Source organism: Kitasatospora sp. NPDC093550 (genome assembly GCF_044764985.1).
Lineage (GTDB): Bacteria > Actinomycetota > Actinomycetes > Streptomycetales > Streptomycetaceae > Kitasatospora.
Window position 1 is genome coordinate 1 of record NZ_JBIWJF010000027.1, and the last position, 15,613, is coordinate 15,613.

Genomic DNA, 15,613 nt, shown 5'->3' on the forward strand with positions numbered 1-15,613 from the left:
CCTGCTCGGCGACCTCGACCTGGGCACCGCGGTACAGCAAGGCCTGCAGCTCAGCGGAGAACGCGAGGCAGTACTGCGCATCCTGCCCCGCTGATCCGGGTGTGAGTAGGTGCCGTACAGAAAGCGCCGCTGAGATTGATCTCGCTCGTGCTGGGCTACTTCGCGGGGCTTCGAGCTGGCGGGGACCGGCGCCCGCGCGCAGTTCGCGTAGGTCGGGGAAGTGGTTGTACAGGGTGCCCGGGGAGACGCCGAGCAGCTTGGCGATCGAGGTGATGGAGCGGCCGGGGTCGGGCAGCAGGTCGCGTGCAGGCGGTCTACAGTTCGCTGCCGCCCTCATGCCGGTTGGGGCCGAGTTGGTGCAGGTGCAGGTAGCGGTCGGCGGCGGCCGGGGCGACCGGTCCGCGCTTGGCCGCCGACAGGGTTGTCCCGGGCTGGCCCCCCGGCAGATCAGCACCGGGGCCTCGTCGTCCAGCAGTCCGGTGGGCAGCGGGTCGAGCCCGTAGCCGGGCAGCCAGTCCTCCGGCTCCTGACCGGGCAGCAGGGCGCGCAGCATCCCCGCCGTGCGGACCTGGGGGCCGTCGGTCAGACCCGAGCAAGGACGGCGGCCTGGGGGCAGGTTCGGGGCGCGACCGACCGCGTCTTCACCAGCGGTACCACTCTCTGCGCGACCGATGCGGCAACCGGCCCCATCGAGCAGTACGACCGCGACCACCACACACCTGGACCCGGGTCGGCGCGCCGGGGCCGCCTTCGTCACCACCGCCGACCCCCTCTACGGCGTCAGCCCCGACCACTCCGGGGACTACGAGTAGGGGGTTGAGGAACATCGGAACGGAAACCGGCGCTAAGCCCAGATCGGTCCAGGTGAGCGGCTGACGGGTCGTCGGTGCTGGGGTGGTTGTGAAGTCGTTCCGCAGATAACGCCCTATTATCTGCGGTATCACTGAGCGCGACCTGCGGGTACGTTCTCTGCACGCTGCGTGAAGCGGCCCTGTTATCTGTGGCAAGGGAGTGACGGTGCCCGCGGTCCTGCTGCTGCCGACCGGGAAGGCACTGACCGTCCGGGCGGCGGCCGACGCCTTCCTCGACTCGCTCACCAACCCGAACACCGTCCGGAACTACGGCATCGCCGTCGGGAAGACCGCCGAGCACCTTGGCGAGGGCCGGCCGCTCGCCGCCGTCGCGGACGACGAGATCGGAGAGGCACTGGAGCTGCTGTGGGGCAGCTCGGCGGTGAACACCTGGAACGCCCGCCGCGGCGCGGTGCTCTCCTGGACGAGCTGGTGTGTCGAGCGCGGCTACGACGGGCCGGCGGTCCCGGTCTGGGCGAAGCGGCTGCCGCCGCCGGACTCCGACACCCCGGTGCGCTCGAAGATGGCGATCGACCGGCTGATTGCCCGCCGGGACGTCCACCTGCGGGAGAAGACGCTGTGGCGGATGCTCTACGAGACGTGCGCCCGCTCCGAGGAGGTCCTGGGCGTCAACATCGAGGAGCTGGACCTGGCCGGCCGTCGCTGCCCGGTGAAGTCCAAGGGCGCCCAGCCCAAGGTCCGCCGCCGCGGCGCCGCCCGCTCCGACTACGTGCTGGAGACGGTGTTCTGGGACGCCGGTACCGCCCGGCTGCTGCCCCGCCTGATCAAAGGCCGCACTCGCGGGCCGGTGTTCGTCACCCACCGCCGCCCCGGCCCCGGGAAGGTCGTCTCCGCGCGGGACGTCTGCCCAGACACTGGCCTCGCCCGGCTGTCCTACGGCCAGGCCCGCGCGCTGCTCGACCAGCACACCGCGCACGCGGGGCCGGGCACCGGCTGGGACCTGCATGAGTACCGCCACTCCGGCCTGACCCACCTCGGCGAGCAGGGCGCCTCCGAGCTGATGCTGATGGCCAAGTCCCGGCACAGGAAGACGGAGAACGTGCGCCGGTACTTCAAGCCATCCCCCGAGGCGATCGCCGTGGTCACCAGCCTGCTCGCCCCCGGCGACAGCCGACGCTGATGACCCGTTCGGAGTAACCAGCTTGAACGCTGCATGACAGTGCGGATCGCTGGATAGTGTGCTCAGGCAGCAGTAGCCGAGGACTCAAAGCCACTAGGAGAGATCATGCCTGACAGCACGACGGTAGAGCAGGCCGCTGCGGACAGCCGGGGTCCGGCGCCAATCACCGTGCCGCCGGGGGTGCGGGCCGCTGTCGACGTGCCGCCGGAGGACCCCGCGGTTGCCGAGGCCCGCGACCAGCTATTGAGTGCCATCGGCCAGCAGGCGCGGTCCGCCGCGGGCCTGGAACCGGAGCAGGCGGCCAAGGTGTTGGGGGAACTCGCCCGTAGCTACGCGCTGGTGACGCAGCCCCAGGCCCCGTGGATGAACGCGTCGGCAGCGGCTGCGCTGGGCCCCAACGTCTTCGGCATGGCTAATGGGGGAATGTAGTAACCGCACCCTTCGGTGCCGCCTCGACCATGAGCGCGGCCGATGAGATCGCCGTCTCGGATCGGCCCTGAACGTGGTGCCCGTGAGAGAAGGAAGCCTGGGCGACCACGCGGAGGCCCTGTGGGGAAGCCGCCCCCGTTGATGCTGATGGCCGAGGAGACGCGGGCCATGTTCTGGTCGCGGACCTCGGCACCTCAGCCCGGGGACGACGCGCGCGAAGGGCGGTCGCGGCCACCCGGCCGGGACCGCCGTTGCGTATGGGCAGGCAGGCTCAACGCTTCCCTGATCAGAGACTCAGTCCTCCGCAATGACCTCGTCCGCTTGCATCCCCTTCTGGCCCTGCACCGCGACGAAGGTCACCTTCTGACCTTCACGAAGACTCTTGAAACCGCTTCCCTGGACCGCCCTGAAGTGCACGAAGAGGTCCGGACCGCTGTCGGGGGTGATGAAGCCGAACCCCTTCTCATCGTTGAACCACTTCACGGTGCCGGACTGCCGTTGCGTCATATCCACTCCCTCGAATCCCATGCTCGGGCCGACCAACAGGACGCCCGACGAGCTGATCATCCCCGGTGATGGGAAGAAGGCTGCAGAGTTCAGCGCGTCTGGCTGGAAATGTCGGTCCGCACGGGCGTATCAACGCCCGATGTCCGCCCTGGCGTCGGCTCTCTCATCGCCGGAGAGCCACGACGGCGTCCCTAAAGCCAGGGTCACAGGTCTCACGTTCACGAGGGCCTCGCTGACGATCAAGAGATCCCGCACAGGCACCAGGATCGCCCTCCTACAGGGTGAGGCCCGGGTCGCGCAGGGACGCAGGAGCCCCCGGGGAGCTCCGGCAGCTGGAAGGAGTACCGGCCGAGCATGTTGACGTGGTGGCACACGAACGGGGACAGGCGGGCCACGTCATCGCCGGGGACCTCGAAGCCCTCGGTGCGGAGCTGGGTGAGGGCGGCGTACATGTAACGGGCGTTGAACAGCACCGGGGCGTTGAGGACCAGACCGAGCACGCCGACCTGGTCCTCAACGCCCTCCTGGTAGTTCTGGTAGAGCTGGCCGGCCCGGCCGTGGAAGATCTTCCCGGCGGGCTCGTAGCGGCTTCCTCTCGTAAGGCGGCCGGGAGGCGGTCCGGGGGTGTCAGGAGGCGATGCGGCGGTAGATCACGTGGAGGTTGCCGCCGAAGTAGACCGCGGCCGGTGTCTCCGTCGCGGTGATCCCGGCGATCTTCTGGGCACCGGCCCAGTTACCGTCGTACTCGGCGGTCCACAAGGTGGCATCGGGGCTGCGCATGACCAAGGTCATGGTGGAGCCGTTGCCGGCAAGAGCGGGGGCGTGGGAGGCACGCCAGTGGGCGGCGGGCATGGGCTCGCCGGCCCAGGATCCGCCGCCGTTGATGCTGGTGTTGATCCGCCCTTCCCGGTTGGTGGCGATGCGCCACAGGCGCCGGTCGCGGGGGGCGAGAGCGACGTGGGTGTCGAGCTTCCAGTCGAGGTTGTCCTCGACCCATCCGCCCCAGGTGCCGTTGTGCCGGGCGTGGTAGAGGTTTTCGTCCAGGCCGTAGGCGACGAGCCAGGCCTGGTTCTCGTAGGTGGCCAGAGCCGGGCTGAACTTGGACCGCCCGGACATGATGTGGGATGCACTCCACCCGCCGGCTGGAGTGTAGGTGCGGGTGTACACCCTGCCGTCCTTACCGGTGACGGCGTAGTGCAGCTTGCCGTTCGCCGAGGTCAGGGCGGGGGCGTACCAGGCGTGGTCGCCGCCGACCTGCGCGGGCTGGGTCCAGTTTCCGGCCGCGTCGGTGCTGGCCCACATGACCCCCTGGTCGCTGGGGCGCAGGAAGCAGATGTAGAGCCGGCCCTCGTGGACGGCCAGGGCGGGCATGGTGATGGTCTTGTAGGTCAGGGGGATCCCGGTTCGCCATGTCCCGTCGGTACCGGAGCGGATGGAGTGTTCCAGGAATCCCTCGGCGAAGGGGATCGTGGCGCCGGACCACTTCACGTGCAGGTCGTGGTCTCCGTCGCCGTCGAAGCGCCAGACGGTCCGGCCGACGCGGGAGAGGATGGCCAGTTCGTGGCGGCCCATCCCGATCGCGCGCTGGCAGGAGATGTCGCTCTTGTTCTGGAAGTACTGGAGGAACTGGGCGATGAACGTGGCCGCCGCGGTGGCGATGCCCACCCAGGTGGGGAAGAACCCGACGAAGTTGTCGAAGTCCAGCAGGAAGTTGATCTTGTCCATGGCGTCGGTCAGCGCCTTCTGCAGGGCCGCCCACCAGTCTGCGTTGACGTCGTCCTGCTCCCAGCAGATGACCTGCGCCCCCAGGTAGTCACCGCTGGTGGTGCCGTCGAACAGGACCTTGTTGCTGGACATGAAGGCGCGTTCGTCGCCCTTGTCGACGTTGCCGAACGTCTCGGAACGGAAGGTTCCGCCCGCCCCGACGCCTGTGCCGACCGAGGCGGTCCAGAAAATCTCGTCACTGGTCCCCCACCGGTCACCGACCGCCCGGCGAACGTAGAACTTCTCCGCTTCCAGCTTCGCCCTGAACGTCGCGGCGGCGCCGGCCTCCGGGCCGTCGGCGCCCCCGTCCTCGGCGGCCCCGCCGTTTTCGGCCGCGGTGCCGGCTGCTTCACCGCCGACGGCGAACGCGCTGACCGCGAACCTCGCCGTGCGCATGGCCGTCAGGAACGCCGGATCGTCGGTGTCGCGGTCCGGCCTGCGGGGATCGCGGATCTGGGTGTTCCCCGCCGCCATCGCCTCCGCGATGATGTCCGGAAGGTCGTTGCGCAGGTCCGCGATGGCGTAGCCCTCGCCCACGGGCCGATTCGCGAACGCCTGCGGGACCATCGCCATGGTGGCGTCGCTGTCGGCCACTTCCCGGTACACCCCGCCCCAGGCCCGCATCTCCTCCTCAGGGAGGACCGACCCCACGGCGTCCAGCATCAGCCGCTCCAGATCGGTGGGCTCGTGCCCCTGCCTCAGGCGGTCCGCACCATGCAGGAACGCTCCCATCAGGACGTTCCCGTGCGCGCTCTGCACCCGGGCTCCCGCACCCTCGGGGGCGATCGTCCCGGACAGCAAGCCCCGCACCCGCTCCAGCCGGTCCTGCTCCGTCTGCTCGACCTTCTGTTCAGTCACAGCACTCCCCACATCGAAGCTGTCCGCAGTCGTTTGACGACGAACAGTTACAGGCTAGGGGGCACAAGGCGGCATCAGCACCGAAGATCCCTACTGGCCACAGAATGTCCTGAAATGGTTCCTTGGTACGCCCTTCCATGACCACTCCGCGGGCGCTCACCACTCGCCGACGGTGCCCGGGTCGCGCAGGGGACGCAGGCCCCCAGGTAGCTCCGGCAGCTGGAAGGAGTACCGGCCCAACATGTTGACGTGGTGGCGCACGAACGGGGAGAGGCGGGCGACGTCCTCGTCCCGGACGTCGAAACCGTCAGCCCGCAGCCGGGCCAGGGCGGCGTCCATGTAGCGGGTGTTGAAGAGCACCAGGGCGTTGAGGACCAGGCCGAGCGCGCCGATCTGGTCCTCCATGCCCTCCTGGTAGTTCTGGTAGAGCTGGCCGGCGCGGCCGTGGAAGATCTTGCGGGCGAGCGCGTGGCGGCCCTCCTGCAGGTTGGCCTGCGTCTTGATCTGCCGCCGATAGCCGGGCTCGTCGGCCAGCCGCAGGATGTGCAGCGTCTTGGCGATCCGCCCGTAGTGCGCGATCGCGTCGCCGAGCTGGGTGGGCCGGCCGTCGCGCGAGAGCATGCGGATCACGTCGTAGGCCCGCACCGCGCCGGTGTGGATCGAGCCGATGATCCGCAACACGTCCTCCCAGTGCTTCTCGATCCGGTCCAGGTCGACCCGGCCGCGGGCCGCGTCCTGGAAGGGGCCGTAGTCGGCGGTGCGGTCGATGCGCCACAGCTTCTGGTCGGGCAGGTCGGCCAGTTGCGGGGCGTAGGTGAACCCGGCCAGGGTGAGCAGGCCGAAGACGATGTCGCTGCAGCTGGCGGTGTCGGTGACGATCACCTCGGGGCGCCGGCCGCCGTCGCGGTCGTAGAGGACGTCCAGCACGTAGAGGGAGTCGCGCGGGGTGCCGGCCACCACCTTCCCGCCGAGACCTGCGGCCTGGTCGTTGATCAGGTTGAGCCACGTTGCCCCGGCCCGCCGCCCGCTTCCGCCGGTCGAGGCGCCGAAGTACTTCGGGTTCGGCCTGGCGTACACCGAGGGCACCGGCACGACGAACCGCATCCCGTCCACCGAGGCGACCAGACCGCCGCCCCACGCTTGCGCGAGCGGGATCGACGCCTGGGCCGCGATGAGGGCGGCGTTGGCCTGCCGGTAGGTCTCCAGCCGCAGGTACGTCTGGTCCACGTGGGACAGCCGCCCGTACTTGAGCGCGTCCGGCCCGCCGATCACCGGGGTGTAGCCAACGTTGCAGCCGTGCGCGACCAGCAGCGCGGCGATCGTCACGTGCAAGTCCTTGAGGCGGGCCTCGCCGCCGGTCACCGAGGTGAACGCCTGGTCCGCGCCGGTCCAGGAGAACACCTCCAGCAGCACCTCCGGCAGATCCACCCGTGGCAGCATCGAGTTCACCTGCGCCCGCAGCTCCAGCAGCGAGGCGGGCTCCGGCTCGGGCTCCAGCGCCGCGAAGTGCAGCCGGCCGTCGTCGTCGAAGACGATCTGCGCATTCGCCGGCACCCGGGAAGCCACCTCCCGGTAGGTGCCGTCCAGCAGCGCGGCCCGCCCGGCCAAGTGCTCGCCCGCCGTCTCGGGCAGGCCCAGGGATGCCAGCACGGTCGGCTTCGCCGCCTCCCACGCCTCACCGGACAGCAGCTTCGCGCGCGGGTCGCCCCACTTCGAGGAGTTCTTGGCGAACACCTCCTTGCGCCGCAGCAGCCGGTGGGCCTGCTCCAGCACGCAGAACGTGTACGCCTTCCAGTCCACCTCGCCCGGCTCCAGGTGCGGCGCGGCCAGCACCAGCCGCCTCCACGAGCCGGACAGCAGCTCGGTGTCGATCTCGGCCTGGCCCACCTTCTTGCGGCCCATCAGCTCCGGCAGCGACTTGAGCGCCGTCACCACCGCCGCTCCCTCCGGGGTGGCACCGAAGTCCACCACCTTCACCAGCAGCTTCAAGAACGGCCGCACCGTGGCGAACCGGGTGACCAGCACCCGCCGCCACGCCTCGTCGGCGTCCGAGTCCAGCGGCGGTGCCAGCTCGAACATCGCGGCGATCGCCGCCGCCAGCTCCTCGCGGGTCACCACCGCCTCGATCTCCTCCCACATCGCCGCCAGCGTGGCCACCTTCGGCTCGGTAACCTCCCCGGTGTCGGTGTCCACCTGCTCGGCCGTGGTATCGAACACGACCTGCAGCGCGACAGCGAGCTTCGCGCCGGCCCGCTCGACCTTCGGCAAGGTCCGCAGCTTCTCCTTCGCCGTGTCCCGCTCCGCCCGCGCCAGCAGCCTGGTGGCGACCAGCACCTCCAGCAGGTCCAGCGCGTCGTCCACCGCCCGCGTGGTCAGGTACACCGCGGTGGCCAGCAGCGTGGCCAGGCGCCGGGAATCGCCGTGACGCCGCAGCAGCGACGCCTTGCCGTCCACGCCATACCGGGACAGCTCCGCCAGCCGGCGCGGCGGCACCCCGGCCACGTCCACCTCACCCATGCCCAGCGCGGCGATCTCCTCGGCACGCTCCAGCGCGGCCTTCATCTGCGGCCCCGACACCCGCACCGGACCACGCCGCAGCCGGTCCAGCTCCGAGACCCGCTGCCCGGCCGGCACCGTCAGCAGGTCGTCCAGCACCGCCCGCTGGCCCGGCGTCAGCATCCCGTGCAGGGTGTCCCACAGCCGCTGGTTCGCCGCCTCCCGCACCGACGCCACCAGCCGGGCCAGCGTCGTCACCCCCGGCAGCAGCACCCGCCGCTCGCGCAGCCACCCCACCGCCGCGTCGAACAACGCCTTCGGCCCCTCGCCGGTGGTCCAGGCCCGCGCGTCCACCCACGCCCGGACCTCGGGCTCGACCTCGGCGAACTCCCGGTACTCCAACAGCCGCCGCAGCTCCCGCACGTGGTCCAGCCGGGTGTTCTCCCGCTCGCCGTACCCCTTGAGCACCGAGGCGTCCTCGATCCCGAGCTGCTCGGCCAGGTAGTCGGCGACCTCCACCGGGATGTCGGTCGGGTCGTCCAGGAACACCCCGAGGTAGCGCACCGTCGTCAGCTGGGCGGCGAAGCCGAGCCTGTTGTGCGAGCGCCGCTTCGACTCGACCAGCTCCCGGTCCGCGTCGTCCAGGAAGAAGAACCGCTCCAGCTCCGCGCGGGCCGGCGCCCCTCGGAACGCCGCGTACCCCGCAGCTTGCTCATCCGTCAGAAACTCGACCGGCACTCCGGACCTCCAGGCAGTTGATCAACACGACTGCCAGAGGTTCGACCAGTACGAAACCGCAGGTCAACGGGCTCCGGATCGCAGGGAGGGCTTAGCGCCGGTTTTCGTTCCGATGTTCCTCAACCCCCGAGTACACCGGGCACCTGGTCCAGGATCGGCGACCGAGTCGCCCCCTGACCCCAGCCACTGGCCGGAACACCGCCCGGCCGACCGCCGGCGCAACCGGCTGGGCCGCCGGCCCGGCTCGCGCCCGGACGCGGCGCGGCGTCGGCGACACGGACGGTCGGGCAAGCCCTGGCGGACGGCGGGGCCATCCTCGGCGCCGGTCCGGACGGCGGGGGCCCACCCCGGGGCCGTCCGCTCACCGGAAGGACCGGCCCGCACCCGAAGCCCCTGAGCGGGCAGTGGGCCGGGGGCCGGCGTCACTCTGAGCCCGGTAGGGGGAACCCGGGTATCCGGTGCGTCCCGGTTGAGTAGTCGCGCCGATGCGCGACTCCGGTTCGGTGCGGTGGGATCGGTTCATGGACAACCAGCCCGCCGTATCCGCGTCGCGGTCGCATGACCGCGACGCGTGGAAGTTCCCGCTCGTCGCGACGGTTCTGCTGCCGATCTCCCAGGTTCTCTACTGCTACTTCGCCCTCGTGCGCGCGGTCACGGTCGACCAGTGCGTGCCGCGGGGAGCCTGCGGGCGGGACTGGGGCCCGCAGTACGACGCCGCCCACGGCCTGACGGGTGTACAGGTGGTGCTCATCGTGGCCGCCTGGATGCTGCCGCGCCGGACGCGGTGGGGTCCTTGGCGCTTCGTCGCGTCCGCTGTGAGCGTGCTGTGCGGCCTGGCGTGCAGCGTGGTGATCCAGGACGTGGGTTGAGGGCGAGGGCTGTGTGCGGACGAGCGCGGCGTGACGCCCGGTAGGACCGTTCCGGTGCTTCGCGCGGCCCCGCGCCGCGGAGGAGCCGGTACGAGCAGGGCGGTCGCGCCACCAGGGCGCGGCCAGCAGGAGCCCCAGGAGGTTCCGGCGGGCCGATCACGACCGGAGCCGCGCCGGCCACCGCCCACACATCCGTGCGCCGTTCCACCGGTTCATGCCAGCCGATCGACGCCGCCACCGCCTGCCCGGCCTGACGCAGGCGTCGTGCGCCCACCCGCCCCCCGAGGACCGGTCCCGGCGGGCCAGGCGGGCGACCTGCTGCTGGGGGACGGCGTGTGCCTGCTGCACGCCGGGGCCACGGCCGGCCATGCGTGGCCCGGTTGCCGCGCGAATGTCACGCCGGGTGATTCGTCGTGAGACGGGCTACAACCGTGGAATGCACGCGCGGCCCGCCGGGCACGGCCCCTTGTGGTCGGCCTGCTCGCCCTGGCCGTCGCCGGCACCGCCGCGCGCGCCGTCCCGGCCGGCCCTCTGGTCCTGCAACGCCAGTTCACCGCCGCAGCCGAGGAGATCGGTGTCCCACCCGGCCTGCCGCTGGCCCCGGCGTACCAGGAGAGCCGCTGGGAGTCCCACCAGGGCGCACCCAGCACCACCGGCAACTACGGCGTCCTCGGGCTGACCCAGGTCGACGTCGCCGCCGAGAACGCCGTCACCCCCGAGCGGGCCGACTACTTCTGCGGCCGGAACATCAACGGCGACGGACCCGACGCCCGCACCCTGGTCGTCGGCCACGACACCTACTACCCGATCCGCTTCAACCACCGCCTGGCGTTCCTCAAAGCCACCGACGTCCAGGCGACCACCACGTGACAAACTCGCTCCCTGAGCACCGCAGCAAAAGGGGAGTGCCGTGACACGACCGGTCCTGACCAAGATCCACTGGGCATTGATCTCGCTCGTCGCGCTGGGCGCGACGGTTGTCGCCCTGATCGGCCTGGCCGGCTCGTACATGGCGGTTCGCCAGGTGGCCTCCGGCGTGGGGATGGGCAGGTTCGCCTACGCCTTCCCGATCGGCGTGGACGCCGGCATCCTGGTCCTCCTCGCCCTGGACCTCGTCCTCACCTGGCTGCGCATCCCCTTCCCCCTGCTGCGTCCCACTGCATGGGGCCTGACGGTGGCGACCATCGCGTTCAACGCCGCGGCTTCCTGGCCCGACCCGCTGGGGACCGGGATGCATGCCGTGATCCCGGTGCTCTTCATCATCATCAGCGAAGCGACGCGACACGCGATCTCCCGCCTCGCGCGACTCGGCTCCGACAGGACCATCGAGAAGATCCGCCTGATGCGCTGGGTCCTCGCTCCCCGGCAGACCTGGGCGATGTGGCGGCGGATGCAGTTGTGGGAGATCCGGAGTGTGGACGATGCGGTCCGGCTGGAGCAGGCCCGGCTCGCCTACCTGACCCTGCTGAAGGACGCCCCGATCGGCCCGAAGGAGAAGCTGCCCGCCGCAGCGCACCTGCCGCTGAAGCTGGCGGAACTCGGAGTGCCGATCGAGGTGACCTACGAGGACGGCCTCGCGGCTGCCGGCGTCGCGACCCGCCCGCTGGACCGGATCTTCGCCGCGCGCGCGACAGCCGCCGACCGCGAGTCGAAGCAGCAGGTCCGGGTTCCGGAGGGCTCGGTTCGGCTGCCGACCGTCGCCGGTCCGCGCAAGGAGCTGGCCCCAGCGGACGGCGAGATACCGTCCGCCCCTGCCGGAGAACGGACGGAGCCGATGCGGGCGCCGTACGAGAGCGTTGCGGCCCCGGTGTCCGGTCGGCCGACCGCTGTGCCGGGGTCGGCCGGGCAGGCCTTCGCCCCTGCGGGGCCGGGCGCCGAGGCCTTTGCGGGCGCGGGTCACCGCGCTCCGCAGAGCCCGGTCCCTGACCAGGCTTCTCCTGAGCCTTCGCAGGTCGGCGCCCCTACGGGGAGCTTCGCAGGGACGGCCTCGGCGCCGCCGCACGCGGTGCGGGCCGAGCCGGAGCCCGACCTGACGGGCGCGTCCGAGCCGCCGGACGCCCCGGATCCCCGCACAGCTCTCGGGGGTGCGGGAAAGCCCGAGGAGCCGGTGCGGGAGAGCTTCGCGGACCTTGCGGAGACCACCCGCAGCGAAGGGGCCGCGCCCTCCGCCGACCCGGGCGAGGACTCCCTGCCGTCCATCGACCCCGCGCTGGCGGACCAGGTGCTCGCCAGGAACATCCCCTTGGAGTGGGCCATCGGCTTCGCCGCCTGGGTCGCCGAGTACGGACGTCACCCCGGGCCGGAGGAACTCCGTCGCCACCTCTTCCGCCACCCCTACAACCTCCGGGCACGGGGCAAGGGCGATCAGCCGGTGAGCCTGCGCAGCGTCGAGCGCTACTACAACGACCTGAAGGACCTCTTTCCGCTCACTCGGGAGGGCCGGGAGCGGCTCCAGCCGGAGAGCGCCGGGGTCTGACGCGCGCCCTACGACGACGGTCCGACAACCTCAGGTGCCGGACCGTCGTGATGATCAGGCTGTGTCGTACGGGACCTTCGACGAGGTCCGGAGCCGCCCGGAGCCGGGGCGGTTCTTCCTCCTGGACGACGCGGACCGGGACCCGATCGCGCCGCGGCGTTCCGACAGCGATCGACCGGGCATCGCCTTGCCGATCTGCACGGTGCGGTACATCGGCCGGTTCCTGGCGACGACCCGCTGGACGTGCCGTGGCCAGTGGGCGTATCTGGCCGAGCAGCCGGGTATCGAGGACGCCTCGTGCGTGAAGCGGTACACCGAACGCAGGCCGACGGCGTACGAGTATGCCGTCGGGCCGGGCCACATCGCCTCGACAAAATCTGCTTTAGACAACCGACGAAGGATTCCACCCACTCAGTCGCAGGGTGGTCGATGCGCGTGGGGAAAGCGGGGTGAGGGGCGCGCGCGATTCCGCTGAGAGGGTGGTGTCTCTGGCGGTTGTCTAAAACAGACTCATTCGAGATGTGTGAGAGGGCTTCGCAGGACACTTCGGACCCAGGCCGGTGCGCCATCGACTCGGTGAGAATCCGCGCCCTCAAAGGGGGCCACTGACCGGACCGAATCGGTCAGCGTGACACCGGTCCGACGCTGCAGACCCACACGGGAAAAGGTGCGGCCTCCGGTTCGGCCACGCCGTGCTCGGACGGATCGTGCATGTCCTCAAGGTCCGACCAGGCGACCAGGCCCGGCTCGCGGTCGATCAGGAAGCCCTCGATCACAGCGCAGAGATCGTCGGAAGGCACGTAGGCACCGCCGGACGGCAGCTCATCGGCGGACACCGACCCGGTCGAGCACCGGAGCTGCCCAGCCTGCTCGTCGTGCCACACATAGAACGTCACCACCCCGGCGAAGCCCAGTTCGTGGATGCGGAACCGGATGCCTTCGGCGGTCCGTTCAAAGGCTGCGACCACCTCGGACACGGACAAGGCCCGCCTGTCCTCATCCTCAGCACCCAGCCACCAGGTGTTGGTCTCCCACTCCACCCGCCGGTCAGTCGGCTCCAGCACCAGCGGCTCGTGTGCTACCTCGGCGATCCACGTCAACCGGACCCCAGAAGTATCCGGCACACCCTGGGCACCAGGAACCACCAAAAGAAGACACGTCTAAGCGGTCGCTTTCCCCGGGTCTTCGGGGGGTGGCTGCCCTGTGCGCTCCCAAGGCTCCGGAGGGGCGCAAGTACGGGAAAGAAGCCGTCCAAACCGGGATCTCATGCGAGATATGGCTGACCCCCGCGGGTACGGGGAGGAGCTGACCGAGCACGGCGAGGCTATCGAAGCGCGCGGCTGGCCCCCGCGGGTGCGGGGAGGAGGAAGCCCGGCGGCAGGCCGAGTGGGAAGCGCGCGGCTGACCCCCGCGGGTGCGGGGAGGAGGAAGCCCGGCGGCAGGCCGAGTGGGAAGCGCGCGGCTGACCCCCGCGGGTGCGGGGAGGAGACTTCCCGACCTGCGGCGTCTTTGCAGATTCTTGACCATCTTTCCGCTTCGGTCGCTGCAGTAAGAGTCTCGGTGAGCGCACCGGTCGGGCTGTCGAGTTGTCAAGGAGCGCCTCTCATCGTGCCACCCGCTACTGACAGGACGGACCGGATCGCACTGAGGATTACGGGCCGATCCGGGCAGTCGCGGCCTGGATCGGCCGGTCGGACAGCGCGCTACGGCGAGTCGTCGGCCGTGAGGTAGGACTGCACCTCGCGGGTGGGTCTGGCTTTGGGGCCCGCCACGGCGGTGAGCATCGGCAGGATGTCGCGGCCGACAGCGGCGCGCTCTGCCGGGTCGGCGATCGACCGCCATTCGGCGAACGCGCGTTGGGCGTTGGTCTTGGTGAGGTCGTGGCCGAGGCCGGCGACGGAGGCGTGCAGGCCGGTGACGTGCAGGTACAGTCGGGCGGCCTCGGCGCGCTGGCCCTGCAGGTGGGCGATCAGGGCGCGCAGCTCGCGAACCCCGACGGTGTTCGGATGGCCGGGGCCGCAGGTGGCGGTGAGCTCCTGGTCGAGCTGCACGGCCTCCGCCGCGGCCAGCAGCAGCGTGACGCCGGTCTGCGGGGTGCCGAGCTTGCCCGCGAGCGCGGCGAACCTCGCGGCGTGCCCGGCCCCGGGTTGCGGCGGGTGCTGCGGGGTCGTGGTGCGGGCGGCGGCGACGGCGGCCGGCTCCTCGTACCGCAGGTCCTCGTCCCACTCGGGCGTGTCCGCCGGACCGGGCTCCGGCTCGGCGGCGGGCTCGGCCCAGAACTCACTCGTCACGACGCCCCACGGGCGTGCCTGCTGGTCGTCCCGTAGCACTGCTGCCTCCTTGCCGCTCACCACGGGACCACCCGCACGACGTGGGTGATCCGGGTCATCGCCGATGTGCTGTTGCGCCAGCCGCTGTAGGCGACCGTGCTCGTCTGGACGCCGGTCCTCGGCGCCTCCACGATCCAGCCGTTGCCCACGTACATGCCGACATGGCCAGGGGAGTCGTCGCTGCCGTCGGAGCCGGCGTTGAACACGAGGTCGCCCGGTTTCACGGCGTCGGGGCTGACCCGGGTGCCGGTCTTAACCTGCTCGAACGTGGTCCGCGGGAGGGTCACCCCGGCATGGGCGTAGGCCTGCTGCATCAGCGAGCTGCAGTCACAGTGCCCTTGCGCGTTGGTGCCGAGCGGGTCGGTGCAGTCGCCGCCCCACTGGTACCAGCCGCCACGTTGGGCGAGGGCCCACGCGACGGCGGTCTTGACCTGCTGGGGGGTGTCGGCGGGCAGCTGGTAGTCCGGGGGGAGCTCGACGGTCACGGTGTCGTCGGTGGTCGTGAACTTCCGGACGTCCGCCATGATCTTCTTGACGTAGTCGTAGGTCTGGCCCTTCGCGAACGAGGCCGGGGGCACGCCCTTGTACTCGTCGACGCGCCCCCAGCCGGCGTTGTAGCCGGCCAGGGCGAGCTCGATCGGGCTGCCGTTGTAGTCCGGGTGCTGTTTGGCGGTCTTGAGCAGGCTGCACATGAAGCGCCCTTGCGCCGCGATGGCGTCCCGGGGCTCCCAGACGCTCCCGCCGTTGCCCCAGGTCTGCCAGGTCTCCGGGGTGAACTGGGCGATCCCCTGCGCCTGGCCGCTGTTCGCGCGGGGGTCGAACGCGGACTCGGCGTTGATCTGCGCGGCCAGTACGCCCGCGCTCAGGCCCTGGTCGCACGCGGCGGCCGCGTCCTTGATGAACTGGGCGTACTGCTCGGGCACGCCGCCGGGCCCTACCCGCAGGGTGCCGGACGAGGCCACCGGAGACGTCCCGCCACCGATGGTGTCGTTGTCGTTCCCCACCGCGGCGATGAACATGATCAGGCCGACGCCCAGCACGAGCGGGCTCAAGCCGACCGCGCCCACGGCGGCCAGCAGTATCGGCTTGGCTTTCACCCCTACCCCCCGTTTGGCCAAGAGTCCGTACACGCCACGACATAAGAATCCCCCAAC

Annotated in this window: 12 protein-coding genes and 1 pseudogene; 6 read left to right on the forward strand and 7 right to left on the reverse strand. The window is 70.8% G+C overall.

Going from position 1 to position 15,613, the window contains the following annotated elements; all coding sequences use genetic code 11:
• Window positions 1-1,017 precede the first annotated feature (1,017 nt).
• Together ACIRD3_RS31955 and ACIRD3_RS31960 are read left to right on the forward strand one after the other, a co-directional pair.
• Window positions 1,018-1,992, forward strand: coding sequence for a tyrosine-type recombinase/integrase (locus ACIRD3_RS31955; RefSeq protein ID WP_402223570.1), 975 nt, complete (start codon window positions 1,018-1,020; stop codon window positions 1,990-1,992).
• A 105-nt stretch (window positions 1,993-2,097) separates the two neighbouring features.
• Window positions 2,098-2,421, forward strand: a complete 324-nt coding sequence (locus tag ACIRD3_RS31960) for a hypothetical protein (protein WP_402223572.1) — start codon at window positions 2,098-2,100, stop codon at window positions 2,419-2,421.
• Window positions 2,422-2,715: 294 nt separating this feature from the next.
• Here the strand turns inward: ACIRD3_RS31960 and ACIRD3_RS31965 are convergent, their stop codons facing one another.
• The 4 genes and pseudogenes from ACIRD3_RS31965 to ACIRD3_RS31980 form a co-directional block, all read right to left on the reverse strand.
• Window positions 2,716-2,928 carry a cold-shock protein gene (locus ACIRD3_RS31965; RefSeq protein ID WP_402223697.1) on the reverse strand — a complete coding sequence of 71 codons (213 nt, stop codon included), beginning with the start codon at window positions 2,926-2,928 and terminating at the stop codon, window positions 2,716-2,718.
• A gap of 239 nt (window positions 2,929-3,167) precedes the next feature.
• Window positions 3,168-3,515, reverse strand: a pseudogene (locus ACIRD3_RS31970) (Tn3 family transposase); the annotation flags it as partial.
• 40 nt (window positions 3,516-3,555) lie between these two features.
• Complete coding sequence (locus tag ACIRD3_RS31975; protein WP_402223574.1) at window positions 3,556-5,550, reverse strand: hypothetical protein; 1,995 nt, start codon at window positions 5,548-5,550, stop codon at window positions 3,556-3,558.
• Between the two features lie 156 nt (window positions 5,551-5,706).
• The gene (locus ACIRD3_RS31980) at window positions 5,707-8,784 is read right to left on the reverse strand and encodes a Tn3 family transposase (RefSeq protein WP_402223576.1); all 3,078 of its coding nucleotides are present in this window, start codon (window positions 8,782-8,784) and stop codon (window positions 5,707-5,709) included.
• Between the two features lie 521 nt (window positions 8,785-9,305).
• Between ACIRD3_RS31980 and ACIRD3_RS31985 the strand changes: the two genes are divergently transcribed.
• The 4 genes from ACIRD3_RS31985 to ACIRD3_RS32000 all read left to right on the forward strand — a co-directional run bounded on the left by ACIRD3_RS31985 (window position 9,306) and on the right by ACIRD3_RS32000 (window position 12,604).
• Entirely contained in the window at window positions 9,306-9,653 is a 348-nt protein-coding gene (locus tag ACIRD3_RS31985; RefSeq protein WP_402223578.1) for a hypothetical protein, read from the forward strand.
• A 468-nt stretch (window positions 9,654-10,121) separates the two neighbouring features.
• Window positions 10,122-10,523 carry a hypothetical protein gene (locus ACIRD3_RS31990; protein ID WP_402223580.1) on the forward strand — a complete coding sequence of 134 codons (402 nt, stop codon included), beginning with the start codon at window positions 10,122-10,124 and terminating at the stop codon, window positions 10,521-10,523.
• Between the two features lie 40 nt (window positions 10,524-10,563).
• A complete protein-coding gene (locus ACIRD3_RS31995; protein ID WP_402223581.1) occupies window positions 10,564-12,129 on the forward strand; it encodes a DUF2637 domain-containing protein in 1,566 nt (521 codons plus the stop codon).
• A 61-nt stretch (window positions 12,130-12,190) separates the two neighbouring features.
• Window positions 12,191-12,604, forward strand: coding sequence for a DUF4158 domain-containing protein (locus ACIRD3_RS32000; protein ID WP_402223582.1), 414 nt, complete (start codon window positions 12,191-12,193; stop codon window positions 12,602-12,604).
• 148 nt (window positions 12,605-12,752) lie between these two features.
• Here the strand turns inward: ACIRD3_RS32000 and ACIRD3_RS32005 are convergent, their stop codons facing one another.
• The 3 genes from ACIRD3_RS32005 to ACIRD3_RS32015 form a co-directional block, all read right to left on the reverse strand.
• The gene (locus tag ACIRD3_RS32005) at window positions 12,753-13,229 is read right to left on the reverse strand and encodes a hypothetical protein (RefSeq protein ID WP_402223583.1); all 477 of its coding nucleotides are present in this window, start codon (window positions 13,227-13,229) and stop codon (window positions 12,753-12,755) included.
• A gap of 603 nt (window positions 13,230-13,832) precedes the next feature.
• Complete coding sequence (locus ACIRD3_RS32010) at window positions 13,833-14,459, reverse strand: hypothetical protein (protein WP_402223584.1); 627 nt, start codon at window positions 14,457-14,459, stop codon at window positions 13,833-13,835.
• 17 nt (window positions 14,460-14,476) lie between these two features.
• Window positions 14,477-15,556, reverse strand: a complete 1,080-nt coding sequence (locus ACIRD3_RS32015; protein WP_402223586.1) for an NlpC/P60 family protein — start codon at window positions 15,554-15,556, stop codon at window positions 14,477-14,479.
• Between the last annotated feature and the right edge of the window lie 57 nt (window positions 15,557-15,613).

Coding starts and splice junctions, on each gene's coding strand:
- ACIRD3_RS31985 (WP_402223578.1), top strand. CDS start 9,306: ATGGACAACCAGCCCGCCGTATCCGCGTCGCGGTCGCATGACCGCGAC.
- ACIRD3_RS31960 (WP_402223572.1), top strand. CDS start 2,098: ATGCCTGACAGCACGACGGTAGAGCAGGCCGCTGCGGACAGCCGGGGT.
- ACIRD3_RS31965 (WP_402223697.1), bottom strand. CDS start 2,928: ATGACGCAACGGCAGTCCGGCACCGTGAAGTGGTTCAACGATGAGAAG.